At 62.2% G+C, this 15,501-nt stretch carries 12 protein-coding genes; 2 read left to right on the forward strand and 10 right to left on the reverse strand.

The window, feature by feature from the left end:
* Window positions 1-12 precede the first annotated feature (12 nt).
* On the forward strand, window positions 13-903 hold the full coding sequence (locus tag AB6O04_RS19125; protein WP_368565950.1) for a hypothetical protein: 891 nt from the start codon (window positions 13-15) through the stop codon (window positions 901-903).
* 472 nt (window positions 904-1,375) lie between these two features.
* Here the strand turns inward: AB6O04_RS19125 and AB6O04_RS19130 are convergent, their stop codons facing one another.
* The 10 genes from AB6O04_RS19130 to AB6O04_RS19175 all read right to left on the reverse strand — a co-directional run bounded on the left by AB6O04_RS19130 (window position 1,376) and on the right by AB6O04_RS19175 (window position 10,725).
* Window positions 1,376-2,443, reverse strand: coding sequence for a hypothetical protein (locus AB6O04_RS19130; protein ID WP_368565951.1), 1,068 nt, complete (start codon window positions 2,441-2,443; stop codon window positions 1,376-1,378).
* A gap of 194 nt (window positions 2,444-2,637) precedes the next feature.
* Entirely contained in the window at window positions 2,638-3,807 is a 1,170-nt protein-coding gene (locus AB6O04_RS19135) for a TrbI/VirB10 family protein (RefSeq protein WP_368565952.1), read from the reverse strand.
* Window positions 3,804-4,781, reverse strand: coding sequence for a P-type conjugative transfer protein TrbG (gene trbG / locus AB6O04_RS19140; protein WP_368565953.1), 978 nt, complete (start codon window positions 4,779-4,781; stop codon window positions 3,804-3,806). Before trbG ends, AB6O04_RS19135 begins: the two co-directional genes overlap by 4 nt.
* Window positions 4,778-5,485 (reverse strand): conjugal transfer protein TrbF, encoded by a 708-nt coding sequence (gene trbF / locus AB6O04_RS19145; protein WP_368565954.1) that lies wholly within the window; start codon window positions 5,483-5,485, stop codon window positions 4,778-4,780. Before trbF ends, trbG begins: the two co-directional genes overlap by 4 nt.
* Before the next feature lies 1 nt (window position 5,486).
* Window positions 5,487-6,617, reverse strand: coding sequence for a P-type conjugative transfer protein TrbL (trbL, locus tag AB6O04_RS19150; protein WP_368565957.1), 1,131 nt, complete (start codon window positions 6,615-6,617; stop codon window positions 5,487-5,489).
* A 6-nt stretch (window positions 6,618-6,623) separates the two neighbouring features.
* Window positions 6,624-6,950, reverse strand: coding sequence for an entry exclusion lipoprotein TrbK (locus tag AB6O04_RS19155; RefSeq protein WP_368565958.1), 327 nt, complete (start codon window positions 6,948-6,950; stop codon window positions 6,624-6,626).
* A 1-nt stretch (window position 6,951) separates the two neighbouring features.
* Complete coding sequence (gene trbJ, locus AB6O04_RS19160) at window positions 6,952-7,695, reverse strand: P-type conjugative transfer protein TrbJ (protein ID WP_368565960.1); 744 nt, start codon at window positions 7,693-7,695, stop codon at window positions 6,952-6,954.
* The gene (gene trbE / locus AB6O04_RS19165; RefSeq protein ID WP_368565961.1) at window positions 7,692-10,118 is read right to left on the reverse strand and encodes a conjugal transfer protein TrbE; all 2,427 of its coding nucleotides are present in this window, start codon (window positions 10,116-10,118) and stop codon (window positions 7,692-7,694) included. Before trbE ends, trbJ begins: the two co-directional genes overlap by 4 nt.
* Entirely contained in the window at window positions 10,115-10,357 is a 243-nt protein-coding gene (locus tag AB6O04_RS19170; protein ID WP_368565968.1) for a VirB3 family type IV secretion system protein, read from the reverse strand. Before AB6O04_RS19170 ends, trbE begins: the two co-directional genes overlap by 4 nt.
* A 23-nt stretch (window positions 10,358-10,380) precedes the next feature.
* Window positions 10,381-10,725, reverse strand: coding sequence for a TrbC/VirB2 family protein (locus AB6O04_RS19175; protein ID WP_368565962.1), 345 nt, complete (start codon window positions 10,723-10,725; stop codon window positions 10,381-10,383).
* A gap of 1,627 nt (window positions 10,726-12,352) precedes the next feature.
* Between AB6O04_RS19175 and AB6O04_RS19180 the strand changes: the two genes are divergently transcribed.
* On the forward strand, window positions 12,353-13,249 hold the full coding sequence (locus AB6O04_RS19180; RefSeq protein ID WP_368565963.1) for a hypothetical protein: 897 nt from the start codon (window positions 12,353-12,355) through the stop codon (window positions 13,247-13,249).
* Window positions 13,250-15,501 lie beyond the last annotated feature (2,252 nt).

Here is a 15,501-nt window from a genome sequence, read left to right on the forward strand (position 1 = left end):
GGGAGATACCGTATGCCGGAAGCCACCTATGACGTGAAGAAGAAACCCAGCCACAAAAGCGAGGCAATGGACACCCAAGGATACAAAGACGAAGCCAGGTCTGCACATGCCCTACCGTCTAAGCAGCTGACTACATCAACGGAGCGCAAGAAGTCGCCTCAAGGGCTGAACAGGTTTGGCCTGCGAGACCAAACGGAAGGGAGGAGATTTTTGCAGTTGCCCGCGCCTGACTTTAAGAAAGACACCGCGACAGCTCCCGAGTTGCGCATCGACAAAACCCTTGCACTGGTCCACGGGATAAACCTCAGCTACGCGTCGGCAGCAATTGAAAACAACTTTCTGCAAAGCGCATACGCGCGAATCGGCCCTAATGAGAGCAGCTACCACCGGCCTTCTGATCTTAGAGGGGGAGGGGCGATGGGCGTCTACACTCGCGCGGTGGGAATCGCCACCAAGAAATGGAGTGCAACCGGAATGGGCGTCGGATCGGGCAAAGGAATGGCGCAGTTGGTGATCAAGCCTGATGTACTACTCGACGGATCTCATGTCTGGCGCGCCGCAAGTATGGACAACATGGGAATGGTCCCCGGGTCAACGAAGACCGACGGCCTAAATGCACAGGAAAAATGGCAACAACAGTCGAAGCCTAGGAGAAATAGAGCGTTCAACGACTCGGTTATTGGCGACATTAAGGAGAATAACGAGCAATTGCATTGGGAAAAGCTGCCCTTAGATGGGCTCAAAGCGATTATCATCCATAGTGGTGACAAGGTGCCGAGCGAGCTGAGAGCCGCGGCTGAACGCCGCAACATTCCGATCATTACGGCTTCTGATAGCGACACCCTGAAAAGGGTGCTTCACTCGACAAAGCTGATTGACGAAGATGGCAAGTGGACATCATGACGCGTCCTGATAGTGTCGAGCCAACTGAGCGCCATTTCCCGACCTACTGTCACACGATCACGGGGTGGATGCTCCCTCTATTTCTGCAAACCGGATCGCCTTTGGGTGATGATTACACATGATGCGCCTGAACTCTCGCGGCGACCGGTAGCGCAAAGCGCTGTGCAGGTGGTGCTCACGGCAGTGTTCGAAGGCGATCACCAGGTTGGTGATGTTCCCGGACAATAGTTGAATCGCCGATAGTTCCATAGATTGGCGTCTCCACGGGAACCAGAGACTATCCCGATCCTGCGATCCTATAGACCCCTAGTTCCGTTGCGCGCCCGACTACGGTAGCCGCCGCCTCACTTCTCAAGTCCACCGAACCACTGGATACCGTCGAGACGCACGCCCTCGCGTATGCGTCCACCTGCCCATACGAGGAAGGGCTGCGTCCTAGGCGCTTCAGGCGCCTTACTGCGTACTCGCCCCCTCATTCCCCAAACCAATAAGCCAGCTTGGCGGTGGTGCTGTACCCTTTTCTTTCGCCCGCGATCAACTCCTTTTCGCCATAACCCTTCCAATAAGGAGGTATTGCGGTGCCCAGGTTCCTGTAGTAGTGGAAAAGCTGCTCCTTAGTCTTCACAATTGTCCACTCGCTTTTATTGACAAAAGCGACGGGGAAAGGTCCGGGTTCGGCAACAGCTGTCAGAAATCCCTTGTTTTTCTTCACGTCCTCGTATTCATGCACCATCATGTGGGTGGCGAAGCTCACCTGGGGGCCATGCCGAACCACGTTCAGCGGCTCGCGCTCCAACGGTCTCCTCTCGTCATCCTGCGCTACCAGCTCGTTAATTCGGTTCTTTACACCCTTCTCGCGCTCGCTGTCTGCTTCTGAAGCAACTCCAACGGGGCGGCTCGAACCGGAAAGGAAGATTATGTCGTGCATGTCGTAATCCCCCGTGTATGGCGTTATCGCACCTGCTTCAACCGCCTTTTTGAACGATTCCAAGGTAGCGGGCTGCTCGAGATCCAGATCGAACGTCCGGTCCATCCCGCTTGACCAGTCGTGCACATAGACGCCTGTAATTTTTCCGCCTTCCCACTTTCCGACCACCCCGGCCAACCCCATTTCACGAGCGGCATCCATAATGCTAGCGGCGTTATCTTTGCCGTAATTCGCTTCAACAGAGCTAGGTTTGATGGTTTTTTCAAGAATGTTATGCCCCTTGGCAGCCAGTCCACGGGACAATGCTTCGATCGTAAACTCTCCCGCCTCACGAAAACTAAATGCCGCATTCAACTCCGTTGAGGCCCGTTCCATCGCTCTCATATGAGACTCGAGGACGAATTTCTTCTTTACTTCTTCCTTTGCCGCGGATCCGGTTATTGTTCCTCTAATGTCAGAAGCCTTGGCGTGGTTATCGTAGGCCCCGCCCGAGTCCGCAAGGCCCGCATCTCCTTCACCGGGAGCATAGTCGGCATCGATGTCCTTCTGCAGTCCGTTGATCTTGGCAAGTGGGGCCCGTTGCTTCGTCTTGTAGGCTATATCCTGTGACATGCGGTGGCCCTCGCTGGTTCGCTGGAAATGCTTGGAGTCTGGACATTGAACTTCGTACCTTGATAGTCCCGATCCGCCCCCTCCCGCTTTCAGGATCGGTCTGATCTGGCGTCCGGCCTCCCTTTGATCCATCCCCCGTTTATGCGTTTTCGCAAGCCAAGTGTCCGCTTACACGTCACAAGGCGTTGAGTTGGTCAGTCGGGCACCGGGATCAGGGCGAGATCCCGCTTCACCACCGCCCGCACTGGATATCCCGCGCGCACCGTCAGCGTTGGCTGCAGATCGAGATTGCGGCGCGTGATCTGCTGGCCGACTTGATTGACGGTTTCCTGCGCGCTCTGGCGAATGGCGATGACGATACGGCCATCGGCGTCGGCGCTGTCAGGGGCAGCCAATTCGGCGCCAACGCCCATCAACGTTGAGAGCGCAGCACCAGCGAAGATGCGCCCCAGGTGTCCATCCACATGGTCTTCCAGGCCGGCCTGCCCCGCCACATCCGTGGCCGGCAACCGGTCGAGCACGAGCGAAGAGCCGTCCGGCCGTATCAACCGAGTCCAGACCAACAGGAGGCGACGCTGACCGTAGGTGGCCTGACTGTCGTACTGACCGAGCAGGCGTGAACCCTGCGGCACCAGCAGGAAGCGGCCAGTCACCGAGTCATAGACGTGTTCGGTCACGGTCGCGATCACCTGCCCTGGCAAATCGGAGCGGATGCTGGTCAGCAATGCGGCCGGAATGACGGCACCGGCCATCAGTTGATAGGGCGAGCGTGGCCTCTGCAGTTCCGCGCTTCCGTAGATTCGGCTGTCCGGCTCGGCATCGATGAAGGCCTGCTTATCTGCCTGCTGGTTCTGCACAGCGTAGTCGCTCCTGGGCGCAGCCGCCGTCGGTGGCGCCAGTGCCGCATTTGGCGGCGACACATCATCGATAGCGGGAATGGACGCGGCTTGCGAAGATGCCTGCCGACCTGTCTGGAAGAGCACTTGCGCCTTTGCCACTGCATCGGCTTCGGCCTGCAAACGCTGTTGCTCAGCGCGAGCAGGCTGCTCCAACGCGTCTGCCTTGTCGCCTCCTTCTATGGGAGCAACGTCTTCGTCGTCCCCCCTGGCAGGCGTCGGCACCTGTCGGTAGTCGCTTGGCAAGGTCTGCAGCCCTTCCGCTGGGGTCACCCGCTCGATGTTGTGCGTGTCCTGCGCGGCCGGTGCTCGATCCGACGCACGAAACGCCCACAACGTCACCAGCAGCACGCACAGCGCCAGTCCGCCGACCAGCACGGCGAGCGTGCGCCGATTAAGCCGCGTGACCGGGGCTGGCTTCGCGCGCAGTTCGAGCTTCGCCGGGTCTTCCTTCGGCGGCACGTTCATCGCCGCCGCGTCCTCTCGTCGCTGCGCTCGATGCGAACGACCTGCTGCTGTTCGCTGCCCAATCGCAGTTCGGCCGCTCCAAACAGCCGATCGACGATGATGTACGGCAGTCGCACCCGATAATTGACCAGCTGCGTGCCGCCGTCGGCACCGATTACGAACACCGGCGGTAGCTCCCCCTGCGCGATGCGTTGCGGGAACTGGATATAGACCTTGCGACCGTCATCGAAGGCGCGCAATGGCCGCCACGCGGGCGCATCGCCGGTGATCGCGTAGTCAAAGCGCAGTTGTTCCAGTGCGATGGCCTCGCCCACCGGCGCCCTTGCGGAGGCGTCCCGATTGCGGGCGCGCAGCGTTCGCACCCAATCGCCTGGGTACTCCCACGACACCGACGCCATCCACGTCTGCGGCGTTGCAGACAACTCCAAGTGATAGCTGCGCCGATCGGTATTGATCACCAGGTTTGTCTGTAGGTCGCCGCGTGACGGCTTGACCAGCAGGTGGACGCGCTCATCGGCAGCGCTGCCGCTGACCGTATCTCCAATGATCCAGCGTACGGTGTCGCCGGCGGATACCGAAACCAGCTTCTCGCCCGGCTGCAGCGCTAGGTCGGTGACCCGGCCCGGGCTGGCATAGACCTGATACAGCGCGCCGTGGCTGTACGGCCAGACCTGCATTGCATTAACAAAACCGTCCTTCACCGGCTCGATGCGCGCCGCGCTGTTTGCAGTGACGACATCACGCCGTGGATTGACAACACTCTGCATCGCAGTTCCACGGGGGATCGGCTTCAGTTGCCCGGGCAGGGGCAACGGCCTCGGCACTTCGACCACTTCAACCGGCGCTGGCCTTTCGGCCGCCGGCAACGTCTCGACCTCCGTCATGTCGTCCAGTGCGATCTCCGGCGCCGGCTGCGCACTCGCGCATGCGCTCGACACGAAGCACAACGCGATCGTTGCAACCCATCGGTTCATGGCATTTCTCCCTCCGCAACCGGGCCGAATTCCCGGCTCCAATCCAGACCATTGACGTAGATACCTAGGGGGTTCTTGCGCAGCCTTGCTGCATCGCGCGGTGGCTGCAGCACGATCGTGACGATGGCCGTCCAACGCTCGACCGCACCAGGCGACCCGTTGATCGTGCTGCGCTCGGTCCAACGCAGTTGGAACGAGGATCCTGATGCACGCACGACGCTGGTGACCTCAACCGCCACTGTCATCTTGCCCACGCGCGCGAACGGATCGTTACTGCGTGCATAGATATTCAACGCGGCTGCGCCGCGGTCGGTAGCATAGTCATAGGCCTCCAGCCAGTTGTTGCGCAACACCACCGGATCCAGCGGCAACGCGCGCACGTTGCGGATGAAGCGCTCCAGCTCGCGCGCGATCTGCGCATCGGTCGGCTGGTAGGTCTCCAGCGCCGGCGCGACCGCGCGCACCTGGCCAAACATGTCCACCTCGACGACATATGGCGTCACCGTCGAGCGGCCCAACTGCCATAGCAGCCCGCCGACCACGATCAGCGACAACGCCAGGCAGCCGAATGCCATCCGCCGCCAGTTGCGCGCCTGCACTCTGGCCGCGCCGATGCGCTCGTCCCATACCTGCGCCGCCTTCTGGTAGGGCGTGACCGGCGCCGGCGTATCGGAATAACGAACCTCTGCCCGCTTGAAGCGCATCTCAGTCGCCTCCCTGCAGAGTCGGACCGGCGCCGCCTCCGCCGCGGTCGGCGCTCCGCGCGACGTGTGCCGCTGTCGTCAAGCCGCGTGCGACCTGCTGCTGGCGTTGTTGCAAACGGTGCACCCAGGCCGGCGATCCGCCGGAGGGACCGCACGCTTTGCCCCCGGCCATCGCTGCGGCCGGCACATGCGACGCCTGCGGCGCCCGCCCACGCGTGCCCGCGCCCAGCGCGCTGCCGGCGATCCGCGCCGCGCCGACCGCGGCGGCGCCGGTGGCGGTGGTCACGCCGGTCGCCGCCAGTGCAACGCCTGCCGCGGCGCCGGCGCCCAGCTGCGGTCCGCCCGATACCAAGCCGGTCGCCATCCCGGGACCGAACAGCCCTAGGCCGAACAACGTGAGCGATCCCAACATCATCGCCAGCGCGTGATCGATGGACGGCGCAGTGCCGGGCGGCAGCGTGAACTCATCGAACAGGCCTGCGCCGATGCCGACGATCACCGCCAGCACTAGCACCTTGACCCCCGAGGACATCACGTTGCCCAGCACCTTCTCGGCCAGGAACGCTGTCTTGTTCCACAGCGCGAACGGCACCAGCACGAAGCCCGCCAGCGTCGTCAATTTGAACTCGATCAGGGTGACAAACAGCTGCACTGCCAGTACGAAGAAGCTCAGGATCACCACCAGCCATGCCAGGAACAGCACGGTGATCGAGTCCAGGTTTAAGAACACGTCCGGGAACCCCGACATCCGCTCGATCTGCTCCAGCATCGGCCGCCCCGCGTCCACGCCAACCTCAGCCAGGCGTCCCGGTCGCAGCAGTTCAGCCTCGCTCACTGTCGACCCGGACGCCAGCAAGCCGAGGCCGGCGAAGGAACGGAACACGATGCCGGCCAGTGCGTTGAAGTGGCCGATGATGAAGGCGAAGGCGCCTACGTAGAGAATCTTCTTGATCAGTTTGGCGATCACGTCGTCGTTACCACCCATCGCCCAGAACAGCCCGGCCAGGGTTACATCGATCACGATCAAAGTGGCGCTGAGGAAGGCCACCTCGCCGCCCAGCAACCCGAACCCGCTGTCGATGTACCGGGCGTAGACGTTGAGGAAGCGATCAATGACGCCGAGATCTTCCACGCCAGCTCACTCGTCCTTCGTCGCGGGCGGCTGGGCCTCGGGCAATGCCACCGCTTCGGGCGTGTACTTCGCCTTGCTCTCGCCCATGAAACGTTTGCGCATGGCCTGCGCCGAAGCGACGCACAGTGCCTCGCTGACCTGGTCACGGTCCTCCCGGCACAACCGGCGCACTTCTTCCAAGCGCTCGGAATCGCGGGCGAGTTCTTCGACCTCCTCGGCCGAAACCTGTGGCGCGGCCGCCGGCAACGTTTCCGGTGTCGGCGTCTCGCGACTGCAACCGGCCACGAGGAGCACCACGCCCAGTACGGCCAAAATCGAATATGCACCTTTCATCTCAGTCACCTCCTTCACCAAACAGCCGCACCGATTCGCTGGTGTACGGCGTGCGTGAGGTCATGAAGCGCCGACGCAGTTCGCGCGCGCGTTCTTCGGCTGCGACCGTGCGCGCCTGCTCCAGCGCGGTGGCCCTACCGTGCGCGGCATGCAACTGCTGCGCCTGGATTAACTGCTTCGCCTGCAAGGCCAGCAGTTGGTTGGTCGCCTGTGCGGCCTGCAACGCGCCAGCAGCCGATTGGCTAGCCCCGACAAGATCGGTCAGCACCGTCTCATCGTCCGCGACGTTCTCCACTACCTGCGCCTGCAACCGGATCGCAGTGCGCAATGCCTCCAGCGAGCCGGTCCAACGCTCCTGCGCATCGGCTTGCAGTTGCCCGCTGGTGACCTCGCCGCTGTAGCGCTCCGGATACAGCCGCGCGAACTCGCGCTGCGCCTGCGTGACGTCGAACGACAGGTCGCGGGCCTCATCCAGCAGTTGCTCGGTGCGCGCCAGTGCGGCGCGCAATCGCGTCAGCGAGTCCAAGTCCAGCGGCTGCAGATTGCGCGCCTGGTTGGCCAGCATCTGCGCCTCGTTCTGCAACTGCTGCACCTGCTGGTGGACCTGCTCCAGCGTTCGTGTAGCGGTCAGCAGGTTCTGCTGGAAGTTGGCCGGATCGAACACGGCCATCTGCGCCCGCACTGATCCGGTTACAGCCAACCCGATCGCAAGCGCCCCTCCTGCACTCAAGGCAACTCGCTTCATATGAAGGTCTCCTCGCGTTTTGCAAACTGCTCCAGCAGTTCCGCGGCCCAGCCGAGCCCCTGCCGGCGCAGCCAGCCTTCGGCGAACCTGTCCGGTCCCGACTGCGTCAATAGTTCGTCGACGGCTTGCTGGTGCTCCGGGGTCGACGCACCGGCGAAGGCCAGCGCCACCGGCCCCAGCTCCAGTTCGAACATCCGGTTGCCCAAGCGCGACTGGAAGTAGTAGTCGCGTTTTGGCTGCGCCTGCGCGACCAGTTGGATCTGCCGCGCATTGAGCCCGAAGCTCGCGTAGGCATCGCGCAGCTGCGGTTCCACAGCCTGCGGGCTGGGCAGGAAGATCCGGCTCGGACAGCTGTCGATCAGCGCCGAGGCGATTGCCGAGCGCTGGATGTCAGCCAGCGACTGAGTCGCGAACACTACCGCCACGTTCTTCTTGCGCAGCGTCTTGAGCCATTCGCGGATGCGCCCAGCGAACACAGGATCGTCGAGGAAGGTCCAAGCCTCATCGAGCACCAGCAGTGTTGGGGCGCCGTCGAAGCGGCGTTCCAGACGATGGAACAAGTACGTGAGCACGGGCAGCACCGCGCTGCGCGTATGCATCAACGCCTCCATCTCGAACGCCTGCACATTGCCCTCACCCAGTCGTTCGGTTTCGGCATCAAGCAAGCGCCCGTGCGGTCCGCCCAGTGTGTAGGGCTGTAGCGCCTGGCGCAGCCGGTTCGCCGACAGCAGCGCGGAGAATCCGGTCAACGTACGCTCGCCGAACGGGGCCGAGGCCAGACTGCCCAACGCTGACCACACCGCATCCTTGACGCCGGGATCGATCTCGATGCCCTCGTGCGCCAGCAATCCGACAATCCATTCGGCCGCCCAGTTGCGCGTCGCCACCTCATCGATGTCGGCCAGCGGCTGGAACGCGATGGCACCCTCGCCGCCGAGGTCGTAGTGCTCGCCACCGAGACCCAGCACGGTCGCACGGATCGAACGTCCGGTGTCGAACACGAACAGCCGTGATCGGTCATAGCGCCGGAACTGCAGCACCAATGTCGCCAGCAGGACCGATTTGCCGGCACCGGTCGGTCCGACGACCAGCGTATGGCCAACATCGCCGACATGCGTCACGAGCCGGAACGGCGTGGCGCCATCGGTGCGGGTCACGATCAGCGGCGGCCCGTCCAGGTGCGCATTGCGCTCCGGCCCGGCCCACACCGCCGACACCGGCATCAGGTGCGACAGGTTCAAGGTCGAAACCAGCGCTTGGCGCACGTTGGCATAGCAGTGCCCGGGCACCGTCGACAACCAAGCCTCAATCGCATTCAAGGTCTCGGAGACCGCGATAAAGCCGCGGCCTTGTACCACGCGCTCCACCGCCTTGCGTTGTTCCTCCACCGCGCCGGGATCAGCATCACTCACCGCCACCGTCGCAGTCATGTAGCCGAACGCAACGGCATCGCTACCCAATTCCTGCAGCGCCGCGTCGGCATCAGCCGCCTGGTTGGCCGCATCGGTGTCGATCAGCGGGCTTTCTTGCTGGAAGATCGTTTCGCGGAGCAGCGCTACCACCGACTTGCGCTTGGCGAACCATTGTCGGCGCAGCTTGGTCAGTTCGCGCTCTGCCTCGGCCTTGTCCAGGCAGAGAAAGCGCGTGACCCAGCGATAGCCGAAGCCGAGCCGGTTCAGTTCGTCGAGCATTCCCGGCCAGGTTGCATCCGGAAAGCCACGCACGGTGATCGCGCGCAGATGCCGCTCGCCCAGCTTCGGCGCCACGCCGCCCGACAGCGGAGTATCGGCCAACCAAACATCCAGATGCATTGGCGCCTCTGGCACCGCGACGGTGTGCTGCGCGTTGGACACGACGCCGTGCAGATAGGTGAGCGTCGCTGCATCGTCCAGCCAGGCGATCTCCGGCATGACGCCATCGAGCAGCGCCAGGAAGCGGTCGGTCTCGGTGACGAACGCGTCGCGCTGCTCGCGCCAATCCACGCCACGCGAACTGCTGGCTTCGTACAGCAGCCGGGCCACCCGCGCTCGCGACTCCGGGGGCGGCAGCCAGACCACGGTCAGGAAATAGCGGCTCTCGAAATGCGAACCGGCTTCCTCGAACGCGCCGCGCCGTTCCTCGTCGACCAGCCACGACAGCGCTTCCGGGAAGCGCGAGTCGGGATAGCGACTGGCGATGCGGCGTTCGGCCTCGACGAAGATCGCCCAGCCCGAACCAAACCGTTTCAGTGCATTGTTCAGGCGCGCACTCACTGCAACGAGTTCAGCCTCGGTCGCACTGTCCAGATCCGGGCCGCGGAAACGCGCGGTGCGCTGGAAGCTACCATCCTTGTCCAGCACCACCCCGGGTGCGACCAGTCCCGCCCACGGCAGGTAGTCGGCAAGTTGCGCGTTCGTCCGTCGATACTCGGCCAGACTCATCATGGCGATACGTCCAGAAAGGGCTTGTGCTTGATGTGGCGCGCGAATACCTCGACGAACCGCGCGTCCAGCCTCGCGCCCCATACCCCCAACGCATGACCGACGATCCACAGCCCCAGTCCCGGCAGCCATTGCTGCAGCCCAATCCCAATCGCTGCCGCCAGCGTGCCGTTGACGATGGCCAGCGAGCGCGGCGCTCCGCCCAGCAGGATCGGCACGGTCAGCGACCGGTGCAGCGGCATCTCAAAGCCTGGCGTCTCGGCGCTCACGTAACCACCGCGCCACCGGCAAAGCTGAAGAACGACAGGAAGAACGAGGATGCAGCGAATGCGATCGACAGTCCGAACACGATCTGGATCAACCGCCGGAAACCGCCAGACGTATCGCCGAATGCCAGCGTCAATCCGGTAACGATGATGATGATCACCGCGACGATCCGCGCCACCGGCCCCTCGATGGATTCAAGTACTGACTGCAATGGCCCTTCCCACGGCATGTCGGAGCCGGCGGCGTGCGCGCTGGCGGCCAGCGTCAACGACAGCAGCATCGCCGCGCAACCATTGGTGCGCTCGATCAGCTGCCTGCGGGCAGGAACATATCCATCCGTCATCAGGAACCTCGCCAAGATCAAGTCACCGCCCCAAGGCCGCGAAGCAACCATGTCGGGGGAAGACAGGTTTCGCCGGGAGCGGTGGACTGACATCCTTCCGTGGCACCGCGCATGCCAACAGGGAGGAATCTCGCTCATTGCGTCGTCTCCCTTCTCCACGTGTAGACCGGCGCTGAAACCTCCCGCAAATCTACTCTCTCGGTCGCAAAGCGAGGGCCAATGTTAGGAAGGAAAGAATGTCCAATCGTCCGGACCATTGCGGTGGAGGGCGCGGTCGTGAACCGGCACTCGCAATTCGAGGCGCTAGCGTGGGTGGACTCCCGCAATGGCCTTGCAGCAGATACGCGCGCGACAACGTCTTGCAGGCGGTCCAGTGATTCTTCGATCACTTGCTCGGGCCATGCCCGATCCGACTAGCGACGTCCGGTTCGGTTCTCCCAATGGCGCCACGGATCGCTAGTCAAGTAGAGCGCGCCAAATGGGGTGTCGCGGGGTGAGTATCCAAATGCGGTCCCGGCCCGGCAGATCGAGATCGCGCCGCGTCTTGCCTCGCGCGATGATCTGGCTGCCCGGGTGGGGATTGCCATCGAAGGCGAGACGATGCCGAACCACGCCCTGGACTGTCCAGATGGGCGGGATAGATTCCGACGTACACTCTAGCCGTCCGGTGCGACGAGCCTTGGTCGGATCGTTGAAACGTCGTATTCCTCCCTATTCTCGGCGAAGCTATCCGGAGACTAGCCAAGAACCGGCTTAACCGGCGCCGACAAGAACGTCTGGCACGGTCTGCGACTTCCTCTGGTAGCAGCGCTGGGAAGAGACCGAAACAACTCCCACACCGCCCCGGCAAACATCTACAGGGCCAATGGGCCGGATCGCATCACCTGCATGGCGTGAAAAGAGGAATGCCTTCTTCGACAGCCAACGTGAATGTGAATGCTCGGGCTCATGGGGCCAAAGACAATGCCTGCAATTGGCGCGGACATCGTTTCCGATGAGCTGGCTGGCACTGGCGATGCATCGCAGCCCGGTTCGATGGCTATGCGCACGGCGCCATCGCGATCGCCGTAGGGGTGATTGCAATCGGAAGATCGATTCTCCTAGACGATTGCTTCGCGCGGTGTGCGGCGAAAAGTCGCCGGCCGGTTCAGCCGTTTGGACAAAATGACGTATCCCGGTGAGCGCCAGACATTTCGCTGCGCGGCGCGGGATGCGAACCAGTCGACATTGGTCCGACCGCATGCGGATAATACTATCCGCTGGTATATCGTCTGCTTCCCACAGTTCTCGTGCAGCCCCTCCCTGGAGTTGGAGCGGCCATGCCGCGAGCGCCTCACCCCCTTTTGAGGGCCGAGTGTCGCGCGTTGGCGCTGACATGCGGGGCGCGCCGCTCGCCGCCTAAGCGCTGAGGGCGGCGCCAGCAAACGGTGGGAAGACCAGGCGCTGGCGCCGCGCTTTCCAGTCATGCGCTGCGGCTGGGCCAGGTGGCGGTCACTGGACGCGGCGCGCTCAAGCCATTACCGCTAGCCAGCCACCCGGATGCTTGTCGCGTCCATCCAGGCGCGGTCGTTCTCGGATTTTCCACCGCGCCGATGAATCAGCGCAGTCTCAGAAATGACTTCTGCATATGCATATCGATAAGAGCGCAACGCCCCCAGCTCAATGCACGACACCGGGCTGGCCGGAGAGTTCGAGGCAAACACCTGCGCTGAGCATTACGGGCGTTGCCAACCGCCTAGAGCACGTCGTGAGCCGGCTGGGCGGCCTGAGCATCAGCTCTGCAGTGCCATTGCATCTTCGGCTATCGCTGAAGCCGAAAAGCACTCTGTTCAAGGAAGTAGAACGATCGGTCCGGGCGCATATTGATGATCGGACTGCCGCCTCTTGCCATGCGACGATCGACGCGATCGCCAGCTGGAAGCGTTCTAAGCAATGCCCTCTGGCTCGCACCAACTGGAAAGACAGTCCGCGGGCAGGACAAGTTGAACGTCTCGACTTGTGGATCATTGAAGAGGCATATCGGTTGAGCGTATTTTCTCGGCCTGAGTCGGGCTGGGATGACGAACACAACTGCTACGCCTACGCCATGAAGTGCCATGCCCCAGGAGGCGTCGGAAACAATTCCTGTCCGGGTCGATTGGCGGGGCGTCTGACGAAGGGGGATTTTGTCTCGGGTGTTATGGCGGACGCACGACATCAGGATCTGGATGTCAGGATCGACGGCACAACTCCGGATTGTGTACCCAGCGAGACGGCGCCAGGACGTTATCTAGTGGCGCTTCTTGCGAACCAGCACGGATTTCACTTCTTGAGGCGAGATGAAAGCACCGGCCTATGGAGTCACAAGAACGGCGCAATTGGAAAGGTCGAGAGCTTTCTCTACGACTGGGCCGCTGAGAAGCCAACAGCCATCACCGATACCGTTATGGGCCACATTGCCATGAATCCACGGATGATTGGTTGCTCGATGCAGTTTACCGCGTACCTATCCGTGCCCAATGCAGGGATGCAGGTGCTCGGTTGACCTCGCGCGCCCCAAGCCGAACCAGTGTCCCAGCGACTTCTGCGCAACAACGCGCGTACGCCGTCTCATCGCGTGAGGCCGGAGAAGCGCCTACGGTTCCTGGCCCCACCAAGGGCGCCGCCAGGGCAGACCGAAATACAAAAGCGCGCACTCCCGCGTCTAGCGTAAAAATTTGGCGTTCGTCCGGGCACCCCATAATGCGCGTCGAAGCCCAATGCGTTAACCCCCTCCCTGGAGCGGCGAGCCCCACACAGTCGCACCGACAACCGGAACGACGGCTCAAAAAAATAACAAGCATCTCCAATCTTCCGGAGAACGCTCTAGCGAAAGTGACCGGGCCGGGTTCTACCCCGTTTCCACCTTGAACAGAAATAAGTAAGTATGAAGACGCTTCATGCACTCGCGCTTATTTCCGCGATGTCGGCGGCGTCGTTGATCGCGTACGCACACGGCCATTCTCGCTTCGCCGTGACGGCGGGCCGCGTTGGACAGAATTCCAATGCGGAGGCTCCTTTGATCTCAGCCTCGCTCACCTCCTGACCGCTTGCCAGACGACTCGTTGCTAGTACCGCATGAGTGGGGTCGCGATCACGAAGGGAAAAAGGCGGCCGGGCGGTCGTTTCGCGCCAATAGCGGGTCCGTCCGCACCGATCCCCCGAGGGATACGGGGATATACGAGGAGTGCGGCGCCCGGCCGGGGGACAGTGAGTGACAACGCGACATCCCCAACGCCGCCAGGCAACGCTACACTGCCCTATCGGCGGCACAATTGGCCATAAGGGAGAAGATCGTTGCGCTAATGGGCAAGCCCGTCGCAGTCGCTTTAAGACGGCCGAGTCTTCGCGGACTCCAACGCACCTTCCATGTGCGGAGCGTCTCCGGCGCAACACAGAGCGTTGCTCTCGCAGTACGTCAATCTTATGTGCGGCGTTTTTCGTGTCGTTATGACCCCCTTTGACGTTTAACCGCCCGCATTGCGACAGGGGCGAACGCGAGGGCACCATGAGCGGAATAGTAGCAACGGCGCTCATGAATGGCGGAAGGCTTGCGCAGCCCGGTTAGTAAGCTTGGGCGTGCTCCGTTTGAATACCGGAGTTTGCCGGCTCTCATCACAAGGGAGAAGGAGAAATATTTTCTCTTTTTAAACGACATTTCTATGGCCTGAACCGCCCCGGGGGAATTGCGGAGACTCATGATCGCGATAGGCGGACGTGTCCGATTTTTGTGGGGGGGGGGGAATTGATGTCCTCCCTGCCGTCCGAACGTGAAGCTGGCTACCGAAACAGCTACCGCGCCGGCGTACCAGATATGCGGTTGGCCACTTCAATGGACGTGCACATGTTGGGCTGGTGTCATGGACATCACCTACCTGTGCACCCGGGGATGACTGCATCTGGCGGCGGTTTCGCGCAAGGTGGTCGGTCAGCTGGTGATGAGCTCTACACGGGTGCTCGCTAGCCCTGGGCACGTTGTTGATAGCGTGGATACTCCGCAAGCCCAAGCAGTGGGTTTGCCAACTTTGAGATGCTTTCGTTTTCGCCGAGCGTGCCGCCAGTGCATCGGATGAGCAATGTCTGCGCCACCTTTTGGCGATTCTTTTGAAGCCCGAATGGGAGACCTTGGTAGAGCCGAAGTTAACGTGAGTCACGTTAACTTCGGGCGTTCTCGGAGGTTCCAACTCTTGATCGCGTGCCCGAACTGCTTCTTGCTGTGCTGGTACTGGTCCGTGGTAGAGCGCGCTCAGGCCCATCTGATCACATCAGCGTGGTGACCGCGTGCGATCCACCGTGACATCTTCGGCCCGCAACAGGTCCGAAGGGCGCACTTCCGCGGCAACCATCCTTAAGGCCCCGAAGCCGCGGCTACCGCTCGCCGGTAGCATTCGATGGAGTCCAGGTTTCGTGGCTAGCGAGTGCTGGCGATCGCCACTGAGCCCGCGACTTCGTGGATACCCCGCTGTCGCCTTGGCGTTGGCTCGATGCCGACCGGCTCGGAACGACCAGCTTTCGTGCGCACTATCAACGACGAAAAGGTGAGCGACCCGGCTTAAGAGGTCACGCCCGCCGCACCAATGCTGCGCGCCGTTATCCTTCGCGATGCATCCAGCCTATCGATTGCAGCTGCCGGCTGGGCTTATCAATAGCCTGCTAAACGGCATACGCGGGTTTTGGGCGATTCCGCACGGCGTTAGGGAAAATCCACGGCAACATCAGGAGCGTTCCTCAGCACCACAACGGTGTGCTGACGTGCTT

Source organism: Pseudoxanthomonas sp. UTMC 1351, assembly GCF_040948865.1.
In the GTDB taxonomy this organism is placed as follows: Bacteria; Pseudomonadota; Gammaproteobacteria; order Xanthomonadales; family Xanthomonadaceae; genus Pseudoxanthomonas_A.

Bases quoted from the DNA above. Each gene is read 5' to 3' on its own strand.
- trbJ (WP_368565960.1), bottom strand. From the start codon at position 7,695: ATGAAGCGAGTTGCCTTGAGTGCAGGAGGGGCGCTTGCGATCGGGTTG.
- trbE (WP_368565961.1), bottom strand. From the start codon at position 10,118: ATGATGAGTCTGGCCGAGTATCGACGGACGAACGCGCAACTTGCCGAC.
- AB6O04_RS19180 (WP_368565963.1), top strand. From the start codon at position 12,353: ATGCATATCGATAAGAGCGCAACGCCCCCAGCTCAATGCACGACACCG.
- AB6O04_RS19175 (WP_368565962.1), bottom strand. From the start codon at position 10,725: ATGACGGATGGATATGTTCCTGCCCGCAGGCAGCTGATCGAGCGCACC.
- AB6O04_RS19130 (WP_368565951.1), bottom strand. From the start codon at position 2,443: ATGTCACAGGATATAGCCTACAAGACGAAGCAACGGGCCCCACTTGCC.
- AB6O04_RS19135 (WP_368565952.1), bottom strand. From the start codon at position 3,807: ATGAACGTGCCGCCGAAGGAAGACCCGGCGAAGCTCGAACTGCGCGCG.
- AB6O04_RS19170 (WP_368565968.1), bottom strand. From the start codon at position 10,357: ATGCCGCTGCACCGGTCGCTGACCGTGCCGATCCTGCTGGGCGGAGCG.
- trbG (WP_368565953.1), bottom strand. From the start codon at position 4,781: ATGAACCGATGGGTTGCAACGATCGCGTTGTGCTTCGTGTCGAGCGCA.
- AB6O04_RS19155 (WP_368565958.1), bottom strand. From the start codon at position 6,950: ATGAAAGGTGCATATTCGATTTTGGCCGTACTGGGCGTGGTGCTCCTC.
- trbF (WP_368565954.1), bottom strand. From the start codon at position 5,485: ATGCGCTTCAAGCGGGCAGAGGTTCGTTATTCCGATACGCCGGCGCCG.
- AB6O04_RS19125 (WP_368565950.1), top strand. From the start codon at position 13: ATGCCGGAAGCCACCTATGACGTGAAGAAGAAACCCAGCCACAAAAGC.